Annotated in this window: 16 protein-coding genes; 11 read left to right on the top strand and 5 right to left on the bottom strand. The window is 67.0% G+C overall.

What is annotated here, in order from left to right:
* Positions 1-510: 510 nt before the first annotated feature.
* The 5 genes from OO015_RS11955 to OO015_RS11935 all read left to right on the top strand — a co-directional run bounded on the left by OO015_RS11955 (position 511) and on the right by OO015_RS11935 (position 6,103).
* Complete coding sequence (locus OO015_RS11955; RefSeq protein WP_265941498.1) at positions 511-2,766, top strand: LUD domain-containing protein; 2,256 nt, start codon at positions 511-513, stop codon at positions 2,764-2,766.
* Positions 2,753-3,742 carry a cation diffusion facilitator family transporter gene (locus OO015_RS11950; protein ID WP_265941497.1) on the top strand — a complete coding sequence of 330 codons (990 nt, stop codon included), beginning with the start codon at positions 2,753-2,755 and terminating at the stop codon, positions 3,740-3,742. Before OO015_RS11955 ends, OO015_RS11950 begins: the two co-directional genes overlap by 14 nt.
* 280 nt (positions 3,743-4,022) lie before the next feature.
* Positions 4,023-5,390: a TrpB-like pyridoxal phosphate-dependent enzyme gene (locus OO015_RS11945; RefSeq protein ID WP_265941496.1), complete on the top strand. Its 1,368-nt coding sequence runs from the start codon at positions 4,023-4,025 to the stop codon at positions 5,388-5,390.
* Between the two features lie 171 nt (positions 5,391-5,561).
* Entirely contained in the window at positions 5,562-5,969 is a 408-nt protein-coding gene (locus OO015_RS11940; protein ID WP_265941495.1) for a hypothetical protein, read from the top strand.
* Positions 5,966-6,103 (top strand): hypothetical protein, encoded by a 138-nt coding sequence (locus tag OO015_RS11935; RefSeq protein WP_265941494.1) that lies wholly within the window; start codon positions 5,966-5,968, stop codon positions 6,101-6,103. The genes OO015_RS11940 and OO015_RS11935 overlap by 4 nt, the downstream gene beginning before the upstream one ends.
* Here the strand turns inward: OO015_RS11935 and OO015_RS11930 are convergent.
* On the bottom strand, positions 6,091-6,834 hold the full coding sequence (locus OO015_RS11930) for a uracil-DNA glycosylase (RefSeq protein ID WP_265941493.1): 744 nt from the start codon (positions 6,832-6,834) through the stop codon (positions 6,091-6,093). The genes OO015_RS11935 and OO015_RS11930 overlap by 13 nt on opposite strands.
* A 203-nt stretch (positions 6,835-7,037) precedes the next feature.
* Between OO015_RS11930 and nosZ the strand changes: the two genes are divergently transcribed.
* From nosZ to OO015_RS11900, 6 genes are all read left to right on the top strand, one after another.
* Positions 7,038-9,059, top strand: coding sequence for a Sec-dependent nitrous-oxide reductase (gene nosZ / locus OO015_RS11925; protein ID WP_265941492.1), 2,022 nt, complete (start codon positions 7,038-7,040; stop codon positions 9,057-9,059).
* 90 nt (positions 9,060-9,149) lie between these two features.
* Positions 9,150-9,785 carry a cytochrome C gene (locus tag OO015_RS11920; protein WP_265941491.1) on the top strand — a complete coding sequence of 212 codons (636 nt, stop codon included), beginning with the start codon at positions 9,150-9,152 and terminating at the stop codon, positions 9,783-9,785.
* Positions 9,786-9,789: 4 nt separating this feature from the next.
* On the top strand, positions 9,790-12,159 hold the full coding sequence (gene nosD / locus OO015_RS11915) for a nitrous oxide reductase family maturation protein NosD (RefSeq protein ID WP_265941490.1): 2,370 nt from the start codon (positions 9,790-9,792) through the stop codon (positions 12,157-12,159).
* Positions 12,149-12,976, top strand: coding sequence for an ABC transporter permease (locus OO015_RS11910; RefSeq protein ID WP_265941489.1), 828 nt, complete (start codon positions 12,149-12,151; stop codon positions 12,974-12,976). Before nosD ends, OO015_RS11910 begins: the two co-directional genes overlap by 11 nt.
* Positions 12,973-13,425 carry a nitrous oxide reductase accessory protein NosL gene (locus OO015_RS11905; RefSeq protein ID WP_265941488.1) on the top strand — a complete coding sequence of 151 codons (453 nt, stop codon included), beginning with the start codon at positions 12,973-12,975 and terminating at the stop codon, positions 13,423-13,425. Before OO015_RS11910 ends, OO015_RS11905 begins: the two co-directional genes overlap by 4 nt.
* Positions 13,426-13,720: 295 nt before the next feature.
* On the top strand, positions 13,721-14,116 hold the full coding sequence (locus OO015_RS11900) for a DUF6069 family protein (RefSeq protein WP_265941487.1): 396 nt from the start codon (positions 13,721-13,723) through the stop codon (positions 14,114-14,116).
* Between the two features lie 62 nt (positions 14,117-14,178).
* Here OO015_RS11900 and OO015_RS11895 read toward each other — a convergent pair whose 3' ends face one another.
* The 4 genes from OO015_RS11895 to OO015_RS11880 form a co-directional block, all read right to left on the bottom strand.
* On the bottom strand, positions 14,179-14,583 hold the full coding sequence (locus tag OO015_RS11895; RefSeq protein WP_265941486.1) for a SaoD/DsrE family protein: 405 nt from the start codon (positions 14,581-14,583) through the stop codon (positions 14,179-14,181).
* A gap of 204 nt (positions 14,584-14,787) precedes the next feature.
* A complete protein-coding gene (locus tag OO015_RS11890; RefSeq protein ID WP_265941485.1) occupies positions 14,788-15,645 on the bottom strand; it encodes a metal ABC transporter permease in 858 nt (285 codons plus the stop codon).
* The gene (locus OO015_RS11885; protein ID WP_416236605.1) at positions 15,629-16,450 is read right to left on the bottom strand and encodes a metal ABC transporter ATP-binding protein; all 822 of its coding nucleotides are present in this window, start codon (positions 16,448-16,450) and stop codon (positions 15,629-15,631) included. Before OO015_RS11885 ends, OO015_RS11890 begins: the two co-directional genes overlap by 17 nt.
* On the bottom strand, positions 16,450-17,421 hold the full coding sequence (locus OO015_RS11880) for a metal ABC transporter substrate-binding protein (RefSeq protein WP_265941483.1): 972 nt from the start codon (positions 17,419-17,421) through the stop codon (positions 16,450-16,452). Before OO015_RS11880 ends, OO015_RS11885 begins: the two co-directional genes overlap by 1 nt.
* Positions 17,422-17,558: the final 137 nt, after the last annotated feature.

The following is a 17,558-nucleotide window of genomic DNA, read 5'->3' as shown; positions in this document are numbered from 1 at the left end:
GCGCGGTGCAGGTACACGATGCACAGGCGACCGTCGGGTACCAGCCGAACCCTGTAGGGGCGCGGCGTGCCGCGCCCACCCGCGCCGACAGGCGCGGGTACGTGGTCCGTTCCCGGCCCTGGCGGGCCGGACGGGTCAGGCACGCCTGACCCCTACCGGGGGCAGTGGTCGGCAGGGTGCCGGTGAACGACCGGCTGGCGACCGTCGTTGTTGCGTGTCGGCACGACACCCCTCACCCCCGCCGCGTTCGCAGCACCCCCCACCGCATTTCTCCGGTAGGGGCGACACGTGCGTCGCCCACAATTCGGTGTAGGGGCGAGGCGTGCCTCGCCCCGCCGCGCCGACAGGCACGGGGATCGAGTTCGGTTCCCGGCTCTCGCGGACAGGCTCGGTCACGCAGCCTGCTCCCGACAGGGATAGCCCGACGCTGGATTCCGTGCTCCCCGCTGTCCGAAACAGCGTTACACTTGACAGGCGAGCGGACGGGTTCGGGGGAGAGAGGAGCGGACGATGCCGGCGCGGAGCGAGGCTTTCCAGCGGGCACTCGAGGCGGCACTCGCCAACCACGCGCAGCGCGAAGCACTCGAGCGGACGCTCACGCGCTACCGCCAGCGGCGCGCCGAGGCGTTCGCTGGGCTCGACTTCGCGGCCCTGCGCAGCGACTTGCGCCGTCGCAAGGAGGCGGCCATCGCGCGTCTCCCCGAACTCGTCGAGCAGTTCCGGCGCGAGGCGGAAGCGGTCGGCGCGACCGTCTACCTCGCCCGGACGGCCGAGGACGCCCGCCGGTACGTCGCTGACCTCGTCCAGCAGCGCGGTGCCCGGCTGGTCGTGAAGTCGAAATCGATGGCGACCGAGGAGATCCAGCTCAACGAAGCGCTCGAGCATGCCGGTGCGCGCGTCGTGGAGACCGACCTCGGCGAGTGGATCGTCCAGCTGGCCGGGGAGCGTCCCTCGCACCTGATCGGCCCGGCCATCCACAAGTCGCGCGAGCAGATCGCGGAACTCTTTTCCCGCGTGCTCGGGCGTCCCGTCCCGCCCGACCCGCCGCAACTGGTCGAGGTCGCACGACAGGAACTGCGACGCGCTTTCATCGAGGCCGACGTCGGGATCACCGGAGCCAACGCCGCGATCGCCGAGACGGGCACGCTGGTCATCGTGACCAACGAGGGCAACGCCGAACTGGTCGCGACGCTCCCGCCGATCCACGTGGCGATCGTCGGGATCGACAAGATCGTCCCCTCGCTCGACGATATCCCGCCGCTCGTGCGCGCTTTGCCACGCGCCGGGGCTGGACAGAAGATGACGGTGCGCGTGCTGTTCCTCACCGGGCCGACGCGGACGGCCGATATCGAGATCCAGCTCGTCCGCGGCGCGCACGGCCCGCGCGAGCAGCATATCGTCCTGCTCGACAACGGCCGGCTGGCAGCGCGCGAGGATCCCGAGCTGATCGACGCGCTCTACTGTATCCGCTGCGGTGCCTGCTCCAACGTCTGTCCACCGTACCAGGTCGTGAGCGGGCACCTGTTCGGCTCTATCTACACCGGCCCGATCGGCCTGCCGCTGACCGCGATCCACCACGGTCTGGAGGCAGTCGCTGACCCGCAGAGCCTGTGCGTGTCCTGCAATGCCTGCGAGACCGTCTGCCCGGTCGCGATTCCGATCCCGCGGCTCATCCTGGACGTGCGCGCCCGTGTCGCCGAGAAGCTGGGGCTCCCGTTCCTCAAGCGCGCGGCACTCGAGCGCTGGAGCGACCCCCGCAGTGGCGACCGCTGGGCACGGCTGGCTGCACTGGCCGCTGCTCCCCTGGCCGACCGGGACGGTTTCCTCCGCTCGTTGCCGTTCGTCGATGGCGCGACCAGCGAGCGGCACCTCGTGGCACCGGCCCGCCGTCCGCTGCGCGACCGCCTGCGTCACCTCGCGCTGCCCGCCGCGCTCGACCGGCCAGCACCCGAGCCGCTCCTGGCCGGGAGCCAGGTCGCTGGGAAGACGGTCGCCTTCTTCCCGGGTTGTCTCATCGATCGCCTGCTCCCCGAGATGGGTGAGGCGACCGTGCGTGTCCTGGAAGCCTGCGGCTGCCGCGTCGTCTTCCCGCTGGAGCAGCACTGCTGCGGGCTGGTCGCCAGCAACGCCGGTGACCGGCCGCACGCCTTGGAACTGGCCCGGCAGACGATCGCAGTGCTCGAGCGGGTCGAAGCCGACTGGATCGTGACTCCCTCGACGAGCTGCTACGCGGCGATCGCCCAGGACTACCAGCACCTCTTCCGGAACGAGCCGGCCTGGCAGGAGCGAGCCGCCCGGGTCGCCGAGCGCCTGGTCGACCTCGTCACCTTCCTCGATCGGGTCGCGCGCCTCGGCCCACAGGACTGGACACGGCCCGGCCCGACCGTGACCTACCACGACAGCTGCCAGTCGGCCAACGCGCTCGGCCTGCGCGAGCAACCGCGCCGCCTGCTCACCGAGGTGCTGGGTTGCACGATCGCCGAGATGCAGGAATCCAGCTTCTGCTGCGGGTTCGGTGGGACGTTCAGCCTCGACTACCCGCACCTCTCGGCTGCGATTCTGGAGCGCAAGCTGCGGACAGCCAGCGAAACGGGTGCACCGGTGATCGTCGCCGACAATCCTGGCTGCCTCATGCAGATCCGCGGCGGGTTACATGCTCACGGGAACCCGCAGCGAGCCGTGCACCTGGCCGAACTCTTCGCCGAGCGGCTCGCCGACCTCGCTGGCGTGCCTGCGGGAGAGCGGACGGCCCATGCACGAGCATGAGCACACGCACGCACCGGCCAGCTTGCGTGCCGAGTACAAGCAGCGGGCACTCGCCTGGGCGCTCGCGATCACGCTCACCTTCATGCTGGCCGAGGCGATCGGCGGTTGGCTCGCCGGTTCGCTCGCGCTCCTGGCCGACGCTGCGCACATGGCGACCGATGCGGCCGCGCTCGGGCTGGCCCTCTTCGCCAGCTGGCTGGCGCGCCGTCCAGCGACACCAGCCCGTTCCTATGGGTTCTACCGGGCGGAAGTCCTGGCCGCACTGGCCAACGCTGCCTTCCTCGTCCTGGTCTGCGCAGGCATCTTCTGGGAAGCGTTCCAGCGGCTCCTCGCGCCGCGTCCGGTCGACGCCCCGCTGATGCTGGCGGTCGCCGTCGCCGGACTCGCTGCCAATGGCGCCTCGGCCTGGGTACTCACGCGGGGCGCCCTGCACCGCCACGACGTCAACCTGCGCAGCGCCTTCCTGCACGTCGTGGGTGACCTGCTCGGTTCGGTCGCCGCGATCGCGGCAGGATTGGTGATCTGGTTCACCGGCTGGACACCGGTCGACCCGATCCTCTCGGCTGCCATCGGCCTCCTGGTGCTCCGCTCCGCCTGGCACGTGCTGTGGGACTCGGTCGAGGTGTTGCTCGAAGCCACCCCGGCTCACATCGACCCGGAGGCGGTGCGCCACGCCATGCTGGGCGTCCCCGGTGTCGTCGGCGTCCACGACCTGCACGTCTGGACGGTGACGAGCGGCTTCGTCGCGCTGAGCGGGCATGTCGAGGTGGACGAGACGCGGGCCTGGCCGGACGTGCTGCTCGATCTGGCTCGAGTGCTCCGCGACCGCTTCGGTATCCTGCACGTCACGTTGCAGCCCGAACAGCCGGTGGCCCTGCCGGAAGCCTTCCGCGGCTGCTCGCTCGAGTCGCCCGAAGGGCTGCGCAGCTGCCTCTTGCCGCTCGACGACGTCCCGCTCTCGGCGCACCGGCACTGAGCGGTGGGGCGACCCGAGCCCGCACGGCGACCAGCGACGGGGACACCGAGCGCGTGGTACGCGTGGCGGTGCTGGGATACCGGAGGCGACGGCACGAAGCGCAGGTGCTGCGGACGGGCACTCCGGCCGCGATCGGGCGCGCGAGACCAGCGTGGTGCGCGGGAGCAGCAGGCACGCCTGGGGCGACCTGGCTGGGTGAGCGCTCCGGCTTGCGCTCTCCAGCCGTTCCTTTACAATCCCTGCAGCGACGAACGGAACCGACACGGAGCGGAGGACGAGCGTGACTGCTGGAGAAACCGTGAAGTTCGTGCTGACCGAGGCCGACCTTCCGACCCACTGGTACAACCTGACTGCCGACTTGTCGAGTGCGCCCCCGCCACCCATCCATCCCGCGACCGGTGAGCCGGTCGGGCCGGGCGACCTCGAGCCGCTGTTCCCGATGGAGCTGATCCTCCAGGAGGTCACGCAGGAGCGGTGGGTGGAGATTCCCGGGCCGGTGCTCGACGTCTACCGGCTCTGGCGTCCCACGCCGCTGTTCCGGGCGCGGCGGCTCGAGCGGGTGCTCGGTACACCAGCGCGCATCTACTACAAGTACGAGGGCGTGAGCCCAGCGGGCAGCCACAAGCCGAATACCGCGGTCGCTCAGGCCTACTACAACAAGCAGGCCGGGGTGAAGCGCCTCACCACCGAGACCGGAGCAGGGCAGTGGGGAAGCTCGCTGGCGATGGCCTGTGCCTTCTTCGACCTCGAACTCAAGGTGTACATGGTGCGGGCCAGTTACCTCCAAAAGCCGTACCGGCGGATCCTGATGGAGACCTGGGGCGCCCAGTGCGTGCCGAGCCCCAGCCCGGATACCGCGTCCGGTCGCCGCTTCTACGAGCAGGACCCGAACCATCCGGGCAGCCTGGGTATCGCCATCTCGGAAGCGGTCGAGGACGCCGCCTCGCGGGCCGACACCAAGTACTCGCTGGGCAGCGTGCTCAACCACGTGCTGCTGCACCAGACGGTGATCGGCCTGGAAGCCCAGCGGCAGTTCGAGCTGGCCGGTGACTATCCCGACGTCATCTTCGGCTGTGTCGGGGGCGGCTCGAACTTCGCCGGGCTCACCTTCCCGTTCGTCCGCGACAAGCTCCAGGGCAAGGACGTGCGCATCGTCGCGGTCGAACCGACGGCCTGCCCCTCGCTGACGCGGGGCGTCTACACCTACGACTTCGGCGACACGGCGCGCACGACGCCGCTCCTCAAGATGCACACGCTCGGCCACACCTTCATTCCCGCCAGCATCCACGCCGGTGGGCTGCGCTACCACGGGATGGCACCGCTGGTCAGTCACCTCTACGAGCAGGGGCTGATCGAGGCGATCGCGCTCCCGCAGACCAAGGTGTTCGAAGGGGCGGTGCTCTTCGCACGGGCCGAGGGGATCGTCCCGGCACCGGAGTCGGCCCACGCCGTGCGGGCAGCGATCGACGAGGCACGGCGCTGCGCCGAGACCGGCGAGGAGAAGGCGATCCTGATCGGCTTGAGCGGGCACGGACACTTCGACCTCGCCGCCTACGAGGCGTACCTAGCAGGGAAGCTCGAGGACTACGAGTATCCCGAGGAGGCCGTCCAGGCCGCGCTGGCCGATCTCCCGCCGGTCGCACGGTAACGGCTCGGAGAACGATCCTGGCGGCGGGCGGCCGGTGCGCCCACCAGACCGCCGGCCGCCCGTCGCGCGTCTCGTGCGCGTGTCGGTCTGGCGCCTCCGACCGCGCGACGATCGATTTCTCGTTCCACGGCGACCCCGGTATACTGAAGCAGTGCGACGGAGGTGCTCGCAGTGGCAGCGAGTATCGAAGCGTTCCGGCAGGCCGAGCAGGCGATCGCCGAACTCCGGCAAGTCGTCCAGCGACTGAGCGAGGCGGTCGAACAGCTGGTGCGCGAGTCGCCGGAGCATGACCGGGCATTCGACGAACTCGTGCTGCTCCTCAGTACGGAAGCAGGAGCAGAGGCTGCTCGAGGACTCATCGCCCTCCATACGGCAGCCGGTTGGCGGGTCATCACGCGCCCGCGCTTCGTCGCGCTGAACGGCGAGTTCGACGTCATCGTGCAGCTCGAGCATCCCGAGCACGGGGCACGCTGGCTCCTCGTCGAGGCGAAGGGCCGCCTCCACCCCGTGATGTCGTCGAGTTCGCCGGCCGGTTGCAGCGTGAGAAGATCCGCCAGGCACTCCGGAAGCACGGCGTGAGCGGAACGGTGGCACCGTACCTCTTCGGCCGAGCGATCGACAGCCGCACCGACGCGGTCGCCGAGTCGCTCGGTATCGGCCTGGCTGACCAGTGGGGCGAGGCGGTCGCACCGCAACTCGTTCAACTGGACTGACGACCGTCATCACCGAGGAGTTCCCGCGCTCGCGCGAAGACCGCATCGAACATGGCTTCGCTGAGGAGCCCGGTCTGCGTATTGCGGCGGCTCGGGTGGTAGCTGGCGACGAGCCAGAAACCATGCTCGCGCGCTGGCACCGTCTCCCAGCGGTAGACCGCACCGTGCCGGAAACGCGGCGGCCTGGTCGCAGTCTCGTCGACCGGTACCGGTGCTCCGGCACCCAGGTTCCGCAGCGCGGCCAGTGCCGCCGCGAACGCGATCTGGCCGAGGCAGACGAGCACGCGTGCGCGCTCGAGGAGTTGCAGCTCCCGCACGAGATACGGCTGGCAGGCAGCGAGCTCCTGGCGCGTCGGACGGTTGTCCGGTGGCGCACAGCGGCACGCGGCAGTGACGTAGGCATCGCGGAGTTCCAGCCCGTCGTCGCGGGAACGGCTGACCGGCTGGCTGGCGAACCCAGCGCGATAGAGCGCGCGGTAGAGCCAGTCCCCCGAGCTGTCGCCGGTGAACATCCGCCCGGTGCGGTTGCCACCGTGCGCTGCCGGCGCGAGGCCGATCACAACGAGACGCGCCTGCGGATCGCCGAAGCCAGGCACCGGCCGCCCCCAGTACTCCTCGTCGCGGTAGGCACGGCGCTTGTGGCGTGCGATCGCCTCGCGATAGGCCACCAACCGGGGGCAGCGCTGGCAAGCAACGACCTCCTGGGCCAAGACATCGAGTGCGCTCGGCATCGCTCCCTCCGCTCCTCCTCTCCAGTTTGCCTGGTATCTTCGGTTGCCTCCGACCCGATCGCCCCTACCCGAACGGATAGGCCAGAAAACCATCCCGCCAGATAGGCACGGACTACCCGGCCGGGTGTGTTCGTCTATCCGGAACACGACGACACTGGAAGCAGCGAATGGGAGTGGCGGGCTTGGACGAGGAGGGACGGACGATGAGCGAGCAGAGCAACCGACCACCGATCGCCCAGCGCAAGGTGAGCCGCCGCGGCCTTCTCGGTGCAGCAGCCGGGGTTTCGGCCGGTGCCTTGCTGGCCAGCTGCAATCTGCTCCAGCGGGGCCAGGAGGCACCGAAACTCGGAGCGACAGCCGATGAGATCATCAAGCAGCGACAGCTGACCCCGGAGGACGTGACGGCCGCGCTCATGACCTACGTGCCCTCGGGGAAGTACGACGAGTACCTCATGTTCTCCTCGACCGGCCACGGTGGGCAGGTTCTGGTGCACGGCTTGCCCTCGATGCGCCTGCTCAAGGTGATCGCCGTCTTCGCCCCCGAACCCTGGCAGGGCTACGGCTACGGTGGCTCCACCAACGAGGTGCTGGAAGGCGGCTATTTCCACGGCAAGCCGATCCTCTGGGGCGATACGCACCACCCGGCCCTGAGCGAGACCAACGGCGAGTACGACGGGCAGTTCCTCTTCATCAACGACAAAGCGAATGGGCGCATCGCCGTCGTCGACCTGCGCGACTTCGAGACGAAGCAGATCGTCAAGAACCCGCTGCTCGTCAACGAGCACGGTGGCTGCTTCGTGACACCCAACACCGAGTACGTGCTGGAAGCCGACCAGTATTCGGTACCGCTCGGTGGCGTGTACGCGCCGATCACGGAATACAAGGAAAAGTATCGCGGTGTGCTGACATTCTGGAAGTTCGACCGCGCGAAGGGTCGTATCGTCCCCGAGCAGTCGTTCGCGATCGAGACACCGCCCTATTGGCACGACCTCGCCGATGCCGGGAAGGGGCCGTCGCACGGCTGGGCCTTCTGGAACTCGATCAACACCGAGCTGGCGTTCCCCGGCATCCGCGAAGGCCGACCGGCCATGGAGATCGCCGCCTCGCAGCGCGATATGGACTATCTCCATGTCGTCAACTGGAAGAAGGCCGAAGAACTCGTCGCAGCCGGGAAGTACGAGGAGATCAACGGCTTCAAGGTGATCCGCATGGACGTCGCCGCCAAGGAAGGCGTCCTCTTCCTGATTCCGGAGCCGAAGAGCCCGCACGGTGTGGACGTGACGCCAGGTGGGGACTATATCGTCGTGGCAGGGAAGCTCGACCCGCACGTGACGGTCTACAGCTTCGCCAAGATCCAGCAGGCGATTCAGGCCGGCAAGTGGGACACTGACGAGTACGGCATCCCGGTGCTTCCCTTCGAGCAGTGCCTCGAAGCCCAGGTCGAACTCGGCCTCGGCCCGCTCCACACCCAGTTCGACGATCAGGGTTACGCCTATACGAGCTTGTTCCTGGACAGTGCCGTCGCCAAGTGGGCACTCGGGAAGCCGTACCGGGAGGACGGCTGGAAGCTGGTCGAGAAGTTGCCTGTCCAGTACAACATCGGGCACCTCGCTGCAGCCGAGGGCGATACCGCTAAGCCGGCTGGCCGCTTCCTCGTCGCGCACAACAAGTGGTCGGTCGACCGCTACGCCAGCATCGGCCCGCTCCTGCCGCAGAACGCCCAGCTCATCTCGATCGCGCCCGATCAGCCGATGCGCGTCCTCTACGACTGCCCGATCGGGATCGGCGAGCCGCACTACGCCCAGATCATCAAGCGGGAGCGGATCAAGGCCTGGGAGATCTATCCAGAGGTCGGCTGGAACCCGCATACCCAGAGCGTCGATCCCAACGCCGTCCTCAAGGTCGGTGACGAGCGGATCGAGCGGCGCGGCAAGACGGTCGAGATCTGGGGCGTGCTCCTGCGCAGCCAGATCCGGCCCGACCTCATCGAAGTCGAGCAGGGCGACGAGGTGATCTGGCACCTCACCAATATCGAGCGGGCCAAGGACGCGACGCACGGCTTCGCGCTCGGCGGCTACAACATCAACCTGAGCCTCGAGCCGGGCGAGACGCAGACGATCCGCTTCGTCGCTGACATGCCGGGTACCTTCCCCTTCTACTGCACCGAGTTCTGCTCGGCTCTGCACCTCGAGATGATGGGCTACTTCCTGGTGAAGCCGACCTGACCCCGCAACGCCTAGGCTGGGGAGCAGCTGCTCCCCAGCCTAGGTCACTCGGTCGAAAGCGCTCTTTGGATGACGAAAGGATCGCAGACGATGACCGTTTCGACGACGCAGGTCATACCCCGAACCGGAATCCGCCAGGCACTCGTCACCGCGATCTCCCGCATCGACGATCGAGTGCCGTTCCTCGTGGCAGCTGTCGCGCTCGCCGCCTCGCTGGCACTCCCGTATTGGCACATGACGCTCCTGGCGCCGCAGTATCCCGGCGGGCTACGGGTGTGGATCTACCTCACGAAGCTCGCCGGTGACGTCCAGGAGGTCAACGGGCTCAACCACTACATCGGCATGATGAAGCTCGAAGAGGCCGCCACCTTCGAGCGGGCCATCGCACCCTACGGTGTCGCTGCCCTGGCAGCGCTGGCGCTGCTGGCTGCCGTCGTGCGACGCCGCTGGACGGCCTGGCTCTCCCTGCTGGTCGTCGTGTTCCCGCTCATCTTCATCGCCGACTTGCAGTACTGGCTGTGGTACTTCGGCCACCATCTCGACCCGCACGCCGCACTCTCCAGCGCGATCAAACCGTTCACGCCACCGGTGCTGGGTACCGGCCGCGTCGGTCAGTTCGTCGTCGAGACCCGCTTCGGCAGTGGCCTCTACCTCGCTGTGCTCGCTGCACTGAGCACGATCGTCGGTGTCTTCGCTCGCCTGCGCGGGCCAGTGCAACGGGGGTGACACGATGCGCCGGCTCGTCCTCGCGGCCGTGTTGGTGCTGACCGCAGTGTTCAGCCGCTCGACGACACCGGACGCTCGGGCTGATGAACTCGTCGTCTGTCCCACCTGCCCGCTGCACGACCTTTCGGCCACGATCGCGACCATACCGCCCGGTTCGACGATCCGGGTACGTGGCGGGAACTACCTCGGGCCGATCGTCCTCGACCGACCATTGACCCTGATCGGCGAAGACTGGCCGGTCATCGATGGCAAGGGAACCGGTACGGTCGTCCGTATCACCGCGCCGGATGTTCACCTCCAAGGGTTCGTCATCCGCGGGAGCGGCACGAGCCACGACCATGAGGATAGCGGCATCCTCGTCCAGGCACCGCGTGTGGCGATCGTCGGCAATCACGTGCTCGATAGTCTTTTCGGTATTCAGCTCCTCGATGCACCGGATGGTCTCGTCCAGGACAACCTGGTCATCGGCAAGCCACTGCCCGAACCGCAGCGCGGTGACGGCATCAAGCTGTGGTACAGCCCGCGAGCTCGCGTCCTCGAGAATCACGTCCAGGACAGTCGCGACGTCCTCGTCTGGTACTCCGACGGCACGCTCGTGCAGGGCAATCGCATCGAACGCGGCCGGTACGGGGTACACGTTATGTACTCGAACGAGAGCACAGTGGAACGGAACATCCTGCGCGACAACTCGGTCGGAATCTACTTCATGTACGGCGCACGTCAGACCGTCCGCTACAATGCCTTCCTCCACAACCGCGGACCCTCTGGCTACGGTCTGGCACTCAAAGAGACCGACGGCGCGACCATCGAGGGGAACCTGATGCTGCACAACCGTGTCGGTCTCTACCTCGACAACTCACCGCTCTCCGACAACACGTCGAATCGGATCAGCGGGAACTGGATCGCCTACAACGACATCGGGCTTCTGGTGACGCCAGCGACACGACGCAACCTCATCACTGCCAACGTCTTCCTCGAGAACCTCGAACAAGCGGCTCCCCAAGGTGGTGGCACCCTTGCGCAGATCGCTTGGGCGGAAAACGGACGCGGCAACTTCTGGAGCGACTACGTCGGATACGATACCGATCGCGACGGCATCGGCGATCTTCCCTACACCAGCCGGGCACTGTCCAGCGTGCTCACCGACCGCGAGCCACTCCTCGCGTTCTTCCGGTTCAGCCTGGCGATGACCGCGCTCGACCTCGCCGTCCGCACGGTCCCTGTCTTCCAACCACCACCCCGGTTCGCCGATCCCGCTCCGCTCGTACAGCCGATGGACTGGCCACCGGTACCGTGGCAGGCGGGGTCACCAAGCCGATCAGGGGCGCTCCTCCCACTCAGCGTCGTCACTGTGCTCCTCCTCTTCTTCGCCCTCGGGCTGCGCCGACCGTGGCCGGCGGCAGTTGCAGCGACGCATACCCGCATGCGCACAGGGATGCCGGTATCGACGATCGATAAGCAGACCGCGATCTCGACGACCGTCGCGAGTGGTGAGCTCGCCGGAGCAGCGCCGATCATCGACGTACACGATCTCACCAAGCGCTTCGCTGACCGGGTCGTGCTGGACCGGGTGAGCTTCAGCGTGTTCCCCGGTGAAGCCATCGCCCTTTGGGGGCCGAACGGTGCTGGGAAGACGACGATCCTCCGCTGCCTCCTCGGACGGACGACGTTCGAGGGCGTGGTGAACGTCTTCGGGCGCTCGCCGTTGCGCGAGGGACCGGCAGTGCGAGCGCGTATCGGTTACGTCCCGCAGCAGCTACCGCTTCTCGATCTCTCGGTCAGCGAACTCGTGCTGACCATCGCCCAACTCCGCGGTGAGCCTCTTGAACAGGCTTGGCAGCGGCTCGAGCGCTTCGGCCTCCAGCAGGTCTGGTGGCAACCGGTGCGGACGCTCTCCGGCGGCATGCAACAGCGTCTCGCGCTCGCCTTGGCGACGATCGGTGACCCGCCGTTGCTCTTACTCGACGAGCCGACAGCCAATCTGGACACCGCAGCACGGGAAGACCTCCTGACCATCCTCGAGCAACTGCGCGACAGCGGACGCACGATCGTGTTCGCCTCGCACCGGCCGGACGACATCTGGCGACTGGCGACGCGGGTGTTGCGCATCGAGGCCGGTCGCGTGGTCGCTGAGGTACCAGTGACCCGGCGGCTGCAGCAGGACGGGCAGGTCCTGCTCGTACTCAATCTGGAACCGGACACCCTGCAGCCCGCCTGGCACCTCCTCACTGCGCACGGATTCACCGTGTACCGGGATGGCCAGCAGTTGCGCCTCGTCGTCCCAGCGAGCCGCAAGGGCGAACCGTTCTTCGTCCTCGCACGAGTCGGTATCGCCGTACAGGATTTCCATCTGGAGGAGTCCGATGGGTGGTAACACGCTCACCGTACTCACACGCAAGGAACTGCGCGATGCGCTCCGCAACCGCTGGTTACTCGCCGACGCTGCGGCGTTACTCCTCCTGAGCACGGCACTCTCGCTGCTCGTCTATCTCACCGGTGCGGCCAGTCCAGTGAGCGGTTTCGGCCGCACCGCAGCAAGCCTCGTCAACGTCATGCTTCTCCTGGTTCCCCTGATGGGGCTCACCCTCGGTGGTCTGGCACTGGCGGGGGACCGCGAGCGGGGCGCGCTCGAATTCTGGCTCACGCAGCCGATCGGGACCGGCACCTACTTCGCAGCGAAAGCGATCGGGCTCGGTGGCGCACTGGCAGCAGCAGTCATGATCGGCTTCGGTGCAAGTGCAGTGCTCCTCTTGCTGGTCGGTGCAACTGATCCATTCGCTTACCTCCTCCTTGCCGGGCTGACGGTCCTGCTCGCCTGGGCCTCCCTCACGCTGGGACTGTTCCTCTCCAGCCACTGTGCCCGGACGAGCACTGCTGTCAGCCTGGCACTCAGCCTGTGGCTCGTCATGGTTTTTCTCGGTGACCTCGGGCTGATGGGCACGGCGCTGGCTGTTCGCCTACCACCGAGCTGGTTGCTGGCTCTCGCGCTCGCGAACCCCGTCGAGGCGTACCGTATCGCTGCGCTTCGCTCGCTGGCTGGTTCGCTGGAGCTGCTCGGCCCGGCCGGACTCTATGCTGACGAGCGGCTCGGCGGCACCCTGCTGCTCGTTCTGTCCGGTGTCCTGTTCGCCTGGATCATCGCGAGCGCGGTCGCGGCCTACATGATGCTCCGCCGGGAGGTGCTGCGATGACCCGCCGCGCGTTTCTCGCTCTCGCGCTCGCCCATCTCGCAGCAGCTGCCTGTCGAAAGCGGGGCGAGCTCACCCCGCCCGACATCCGCTACGGGCGAGATACCTGTGCCGAGTGCGGGATGATCATTTCCGACCCTCGCTTCGCCGCGGCTGCCGCAGCAGCCAAAGGAGACGCTGTCTTGTTCGACGACATCGGCTGCCTCTTGCGCTACCGGGAGAAGCAGCCGCCCCAGTGGGTCGCGGTGTGGGTCCACGATTACGAGACCGAAGCCTGGTTGAACGCTGAACGTGCCTGGTATCTGGTCAGCCCGGCGCTCCGCTCGCCGATGGGCTACGGGATCGCTGCCTTTTCGTCAGTGGACGCTGCCCGGAGCCGCGAGGCAGCGCTCAACGGTGCACTTCTCAGCTGGAATGACCTCTCGCAACACCCGATCGAGCGGCCGCGCTGAGCGAAGCCACCGCACGCCCCGAGCCCCAGACGACGCACCGTACGGAGCTGCAGCCGCCCGGTATTCCCGAACCACGAAGGCCCACCCTGCTCATCGGTGCAAGGACCGACGAGACGGCGATCGGATGCCTCTCTTTTGCTCACGACACTCAACAGAATACTGAATCGAGATCCGTATTCCCGTAGACATCGCAGACACCCGGTGTACCATGAGATACTCTGTATATCGAAGGAGCTTCGGGCATGTCTACAGGTACGGTAGCCACTGTGAAGTGGGAGAGCGAAGGGGTCGAGGTATGCTCATCTGGCGCTCCGGTGTGCTCGCTGCAGTCATCGCAGCCATCATCAACGCGTTCCTCTGGCTCATCGCTCGTGCGGTGGGTGTCTCGCTGCGCGTCCAGCCGCCGGGCCAGACGGAAAGCGAGGTAGGGCTCCCCCAAGTAGTCGTCCTGACTGTGGTGCCGATCCTGGTCGGGACGGCTTTCTACAGCTTCCTACGACGCCGGACACAACGCCCTTTCCTGCTCTTTCTCATTCTGGCAGCGCTCGTCTTTGTCGTTCTCCTCGTCCCACCGTTCGCTGCCACCGAGCGTCCCGGAACCCGTTTTCTCCTCATCCTCATGCACGTCGTGGCCACCCTCGCTGTGCTGGCCGGTGTCTACCGGTTCGAACAGCAGCGCTCGCGGTTGTAGCACACGAGCACAGACGTTTTCGCAAGGAAGCGCACGACAGCGAGGAGTGCGCCCCGGCACTCTCACAGCGTGATCACCTGATCCGGCGGATGCTGCGCCAGTGCCGCAGAGAGATCGGGAAAGCAACCGACCTGCACCCCCTCGACCGTATCGACCGGCCGGCAGTCGGCCGGCTCGGCCCGGCCCTGGCCCGTCACCGGGTCGCACCAGCGTGGCTGTCCCTCCGCCAGGTGTCGCTCCAGCGCGCACATGTCGCACATCATGAGCACGATGCCGCGCTCCTTGGCTACCCGCGCCAGTCGCTCGCCGATCGGATCCCCACGACGGAGGACGAAGACGTTGTCATCGAAGAAGAACATCCCGACCACCTCGACACCGTGCGTTCCCGCCTCCAACTGGGGCAGGATCATCTGACCGAGTTTGTAGCTCGCCGCTCGTGGCGTCGCGAAGACATAGGCGACTCGCATGCTGCTTCCCCTCCTTCCTCGACCGCACTGCCTCGAAGGCTCACCGAATCACCGCTCGCGCGAAGCGTCGGTGAGCGCCCACGTCGCCGCAACAGCTCGTCAACCTGTTCCGGTACCTCCGACAACCGTCGACCATGCGATATCGATACGAGGTATCACTGAGTACGCTACGCACCCTCTTTTCGGCATGACCGGCCGCCCCATTCAGCTCCGCGCGGCCATCAACCGCCGCCAGGCACCGCGCCCGCGCACCATCGCTGCGACCAGGAGGAAGAGCATGGTCGCGACCAGGACGATCGCACCGCCGGAGGGAACGCTCAGGTAGTAGCTCAGGTAGAACCCCACCAGCGCCGCGACAGCACCGAACAGCACCGCCAGCGTCATCATGCTCGGCATGCGCCGCGCGACCAGTGCAGCCGTCGCAGCGGGCGTCACGAGCATCGCCAGTACCAGCACCACACCGACCGCTTGCACGGAGACGACGACAGTGATCGAGAGCAGCAGCAAGAGGAGCAGTTGCAGGGCGCCCACCGGCAGCCCCGCCGCCTCAGCCACGACCGGATCGAAGTGGGCGAACAGGAGTTCCTTATAAAACACGACCATGACGGTGAGCACCAACGCCCCTGCTGTCCCGATCATCCACAGATCGCGCGCCCGCACCGCCAGGATGTCGCCGAAGACATAGCTGAAGAGGTCGACCGTGTAGGTGCGGATACCGATCGCCATGAGGACGACGCCCAGGGCGAATACCCCACTGAAGACGATCCCGATCGCCGTATCGGTACTCAGTCCGATCCGCCGCGTCACCCAACCGATGCCGAGCCCGGCTGCGACCGCTGCTGCCAGCGCCCCGACGTAGAAGCTGAACCCAGCCAGAAAGGCGACGACGATACCGGTGAAGGCCACATGAGCCAGCGCATCGCCGATGAAGGCGAGACCTTTGAGGACCACGTAGCTCCCGACTAGCGCACAGATCGCGCCGACCAGGAGTGCTGCTACCAACGCGCGGAGCAGGAAGCCGTAGCGCAGCGGCTCGAGCAGGAGATCAACAACTCCGCTCATCCCCGTCCTCGCTCTCGACCACGATCACCCGGTCTCCGTAGCGCAGGAGCAAGAGGTGCGACTGGAACGTCCGGTTGAGGAGCGTTTCGGTGAACACCTCCTGCGGTGGTCCGTACGCGATCACCTCCCGATTGAGGAGGAGCACCCGGTCGAATCGCTGCGCCACGCACGAGAGGTCGTGAGTCGCGACCAGTGCCGTCTTCCCCTGCCGGCAGAGCCGCTCCAGGAGCTCGAACACGAAGTGCTGCGTCGGTGCATCGACCCCGCTCACCGGTTCGTCGAGCAAAAACAGGTCGGGCTCTTGAGCCAGCGCGCGAGCCAGGAAGACACGCTGGCGCTGACCACCGGAAAGCTCGGCGATCAGCCGGTCACGGAAATCGACCATCCCCACCTGTTCGAGCGCCCACAGTGCCAGCTCCCGATCGAGCTTTCCAGGCCAACGCAAGAACCCCAGGCGCGGATACCGGCCCATCAGCGTCACGTCGAGTACCGTGACGGGGAAGTCCCAGTCGATCGTCTCGCGTTGCGGGATGTAGGCGACGTCTGGGTTCGGCCGGGCCGGTCGGCCATCGATCAAGACGCGCCCCTGCCAGGGCGGCAGGAGACCGAGCAGCGAACGGAAGAGTGTCGATTTCCCGCTCCCGTTCGGGCCGAGTACGCCCACCAGCGCACCACGCTCCACCTGAAACGTGACGTCGCGCAGGACCGGCTCGCCGCGCCGGTATCCGGTAGTGAGGTTCTCCACGTGAATCACCGGCGTCGTGGTCACCCGCGCTGCCGCGTCCAGCGTGACCGTTCCACCCATCATCCACGCAACCCTTCGACCACGTTGGTCACGTTCTGGCGCATCAACCCCACATAGTCCATCCCCGGTGGCGCCGCATCGCTGTACAGCTCGAGGACGCGGACCCCCGCCTCCCGTGCGATCGTCTGTGCCAGCTTGGGATTGAACTGCGGCTCGACGAAGATGGCCGGTACCCCCTCCCGACGGATCCGCTCCACGAGCTGGGCGATCTCCTGCGGGGAAGGCTCGCGCCCCGGACTCAGGACGACCACACCGACCAGCTCCAAGCCATAGTGTGCGGCGAAGTGGGGAAATGCGTCGTGAAATGTCACCAGCTTGCGGCGCTCCGGTGGGATCGTCGCGATCTGCTCCTTGGCCCAGGCGTCGAAGGTACGGATCTCGCTCGTGTAGCGCTCGGCATTGGCACGGTACGTCACCGCGTGCGCCGGATCGACCTGCGCGAGCCCATCGGCGATCCGCTGGACGTACACGATGCCGAAATCCGGGTCCAGCCAGAAGTGCGGATTCACACCGTGCTCGTGCTCCGCGGTCGGCGCTTCGCCGACGTGCTCCTCTTCCTCGACCACACCAGGCGGGGGTTCCAACCCCTCCGACAGGACGACCACCCGCGCACGACTCCCGACCGCTTCCAGCTGCCGTTCCATCCAGGGATCCAGCTCACCGCCATTGTAGACGACGAGATCAGCTTCCGCGAGCTTGGCCACATCGCGTGGAGTCGGTTGGTAGGTATGCGGGTCAGTCCCTGGTGGCAGCACAGCACTCACCTCGACCAGGTCACCACCGACTGCTTCGACCATGGTAGCGAAGATCGGGAGGCTCGCGACCACGACGACACGCCGCGCACTCGACGGAGCCGGCGTGCCAGCCGGCGCGACCGAGCTTTCCGGTGATGCAGTCGGCATCCCCGCGCCGCGACAGGCCGCGAGCGCACCGACGAGGAACCCCACCAGGAGCAGTCGACGAACCGGCATCATCTACCCTCCACCCTCATGATACGTCGTCTCACCGGCAAGGCAGGCCGACGCACGCCACGCAGCACATGATACAGCGTATCAATTACACGCACAAGACCCCCGTGCGGAGTGCCAGTCCGCAGCCAGGGAACGCA

This window comes from Thermomicrobium sp. 4228-Ro, from assembly GCF_026241205.1.
In the GTDB taxonomy this organism is placed as follows: Bacteria; Chloroflexota; Chloroflexia; order Thermomicrobiales; family Thermomicrobiaceae; genus Thermomicrobium.
Note: the sequence above shows the minus strand (reverse complement) of the source record. Positions and strands in the feature narration are given on the sequence as shown.

Excerpts from the sequence above, each read along its gene's own strand:
- OO015_RS11955 (WP_265941498.1), top strand. The coding sequence starts at position 511 with ATGCCGGCGCGGAGCGAGGCTTTCCAGCGGGCACTCGAGGCGGCACTC.
- OO015_RS11950 (WP_265941497.1), top strand. The coding sequence starts at position 2,753 with ATGCACGAGCATGAGCACACGCACGCACCGGCCAGCTTGCGTGCCGAG.
- OO015_RS11930 (WP_265941493.1), bottom strand. The coding sequence starts at position 6,834 with ATGCCGAGCGCACTCGATGTCTTGGCCCAGGAGGTCGTTGCTTGCCAG.
- nosZ (WP_265941492.1), top strand. The coding sequence starts at position 7,038 with ATGAGCGAGCAGAGCAACCGACCACCGATCGCCCAGCGCAAGGTGAGC.
- OO015_RS11920 (WP_265941491.1), top strand. The coding sequence starts at position 9,150 with ATGACCGTTTCGACGACGCAGGTCATACCCCGAACCGGAATCCGCCAG.
- nosD (WP_265941490.1), top strand. The coding sequence starts at position 9,790 with ATGCGCCGGCTCGTCCTCGCGGCCGTGTTGGTGCTGACCGCAGTGTTC.
- OO015_RS11910 (WP_265941489.1), top strand. The coding sequence starts at position 12,149 with ATGGGTGGTAACACGCTCACCGTACTCACACGCAAGGAACTGCGCGAT.
- OO015_RS11905 (WP_265941488.1), top strand. The coding sequence starts at position 12,973 with ATGACCCGCCGCGCGTTTCTCGCTCTCGCGCTCGCCCATCTCGCAGCA.
- OO015_RS11900 (WP_265941487.1), top strand. The coding sequence starts at position 13,721 with ATGCTCATCTGGCGCTCCGGTGTGCTCGCTGCAGTCATCGCAGCCATC.
- OO015_RS11895 (WP_265941486.1), bottom strand. The coding sequence starts at position 14,583 with ATGCGAGTCGCCTATGTCTTCGCGACGCCACGAGCGGCGAGCTACAAA.
- OO015_RS11890 (WP_265941485.1), bottom strand. The coding sequence starts at position 15,645 with ATGAGCGGAGTTGTTGATCTCCTGCTCGAGCCGCTGCGCTACGGCTTC.
- OO015_RS11885 (WP_416236605.1), bottom strand. The coding sequence starts at position 16,450 with ATGGGTGGAACGGTCACGCTGGACGCGGCAGCGCGGGTGACCACGACG.
- OO015_RS11880 (WP_265941483.1), bottom strand. The coding sequence starts at position 17,421 with ATGCCGGTTCGTCGACTGCTCCTGGTGGGGTTCCTCGTCGGTGCGCTC.